General features: G+C 70.0%; 1 protein-coding gene. It reads right to left on the reverse strand.

Features of this window, described 5'->3' with window-relative positions:
- Positions 1-2659, reverse strand: a 2659-nt coding sequence (locus XalbCFBP2523_RS15630; protein WP_430523491.1) for a beta strand repeat-containing protein, incomplete at both ends; no start/stop codon positions are given.

Genomic DNA, 2659 nt, shown 5'->3' on the forward strand with positions numbered 1-2659 from the left:
ACGCCCAGCGCGTTGCTGGCAGTGAAGGTGTTGCGGTTATCCAGCGTGGCGGCGGTGAGGCTGAGCAGACCGTTGGCCGCGAGCAGCCCGGCTTGGTTGTTCAAGTCACCGCCCAGGGCCAAAGCCAGGTTCTGTCCGCCTTGGACCCGACCGCCGGCGTTGTTCAACATCGCCGCGTTCAGCGCCAGATTGCCAGCCGCGCTCAAGCTACCGGCGGCGCTGTTGTCCACCGTGCTCAGGCCCAGCCGCGCATCGCCCTGGGCAAAGACGACACCGCCACGGTTGTCCAGGCTGCCGCCGTCCACTTGCAGGCCGCCCCCGGCCAGCAGGCCGCCGTTGGCGCCGGAGCCGGTGTTGACGATGGCCTGGCCGTCGGTCTGCACGGACAGGTCGGTCTTGGCCTGCACCCGCCCACCGGCGTTGATGAGGGCACCGCTGTGCAGAGCCAGCCCGCCGTTCTGGCTGCCCAGGGTGCCGCCGCTGTTGTCCAGTGCCTGCCCCTGGGTGTCCACGCTCAGCGTACCGCCGACCACGCTGCCGGCCCGGTTGGACAACCCGGCGCTTTGCAGTTGCACAGCACCGCTCGCTTGGAGGATGCCTGCGTCGTTGTCCAGCGCCCCGCCAATCTGGCCGCTCAGGTCGCTGCCGGCCACGACCGTGCCGGTACTCCTGTTGTCCAGCGTGCCCGCCGTCAGGGCCAGTTGGCCGGCGCTGGAGATCACGCCGTGTGCATGGTTGTCCAGCGCGCCATCCACCTGCACCTGCAAGGCGTTGCCGGCGGCGGAGACGATGCCGCCCTGGTTCGCCAGACTGGCCGCGTTGAACTGCCCCGCGCCACCCAGCAGGAGCTTGCCTTGCTGGTTCTGCACATCCTGGGCGATACGCAGCGTCGACAGGCCCTGGCCCGCTGCCTGCACGCTGCCCTGTGCGTTGAGCAGGCGCTGTGCGTTCAAGGCCAGGACGCCGTTGCCGGCGATCGTGCCGCCGGTATTGTCCAGCGTGCCGCCAACATTGAGGTTCAAGGCTTGCGTGCCGCTGGCGGTCAGGTGGCCGCCAGCGGTGCTGAGCCTGCCGGTGGCGATGCCGATGGTCTGCGCCGAGGTGGTCCCATGGCTCAGGTCGGTGTTCTGCCCGGTGATGCCCAGCGTGCCGTTGCTGACGATGCTGCCACCACTGCCGCTCAGCGTGTCCGCCGCAATCTGCAATTGCCCGCTGCCGGCGTGCTGGATGGCGCCCTGGGTGTTGTCCAGCGATGTCGCTTGGAGGGTCAGGTCGCCATTGCTCGCCACCGTACCGCCAGCATTGTTCAAGCTCTGCGCGTGCAGCACGCTGGCGGCATTGCCGCTGGCCACGATCCGCCCGCCACCGCTGTTGTCCAGCGTGCCGGCCTGCACTTGGAGGCTGGCCGCGCCCAGGGTGCCCTGGCGTTGATCCACCGTGTTGGCCGCCAAGGTCAGCGCGGCGCTGCTGACGATGCTGCCTTGCGTGTTGGTCACGCCGTTAGCGGTGAGCCTCAGCCCCTGGCTGCCGGTGTGGCTGAGGGTGCCATGGGCGTTGATCAGTTGGTCGGCGGCGATGGACAGAAGACTGCCGTTGCTGGCCACGGTGCCCTGGGTGTTGTCCAGTTGCCCGCTCACCACGATGTCGCTCTCGGCGCTGCCCGCCGCGGTGAGGGTGCCGCCGCGGTTGGACAGCACGCCAGCCTGCACCGCCAGCGCGCCATTGCCGGCGATGCTGCCGCCATCGTTGTCCAGCGCACCGCTCAGGCGCAGCGTCATGGCCTGGTCGCCGGTGGCCATCACGTGGCCGCCAGCGGTGTTCAAGGTGTCAGCGACGAGCGTGATCTGTTTGGCCTGGGTCGTGCTGCCCGCGCCCAGTTCCAGATCGCCGCCGCTCAGTTGCAAACTCCCTTGCGTCAGCAGCTTGCCGCCGGCGCCTTGCAGGGTCTGTGCGGCCACGCTCAAGGTGCCGTCGCCGGCGTGTTCGATCGCGCCCTGGGTGTTGTCCAGTGCCGCCGCGCGCACGCTGACGTCGCCGCTGGCGGCCAGGCGGCCGCCCTGGCTGTTGTCCAGCACGCTCGCCGCCGCGATCTGCAACGCCGCCCCGCCGGCGGCGACCACGCTGCCGCCGCGATTGAGCACGCGACCGGCCTGCACCGTCACATCGCCATTGGACGACAGCGTCCCGGCCGTGTTGTCCAGGGTGCCGCCGATGGTCAGTTGCGCCCCGTCGTGGCCGGCCGCCAGCAATGTGCCGCCGGCGGTGCTCAGGCTATCGGCACTGATCCCGATCCACTGCGCCGAGGTGGTGCCCCCGCTCAGGTCGATCGCTCCGCCGCTCACCGTCAACCCGCCGTTGCTGAGCAGCCGACCACCGCTGCCCGCCAGGCTGCCGGCGGCGATGCGCAACATCCCGTTACCGGCTTGCTGCACCTGCCCACCGGCATTGCCGAAGGTCCCGGCCCCCAGGCGCAGATCGCCATTGCTGGCGATGCTGCCACCGGTACCGTTGTCCAGCAGATCGCGTACCTGCACGCTGGCCGCCTGCGTGCCGGTGGACAGCAAGCCGCCGCCGCGGTTGTCCAGGCTGTCGGCTTGCACATCCAGCACGCTGGCGCTCGCCGTGGCGGCGCGATGGTCGATGCTGCCGGCACGCCAGA

The organism is Xanthomonas albilineans, from assembly GCF_002939705.1.
GTDB lineage: Bacteria > Pseudomonadota > Gammaproteobacteria > Xanthomonadales > Xanthomonadaceae > Xanthomonas_A > Xanthomonas_A albilineans.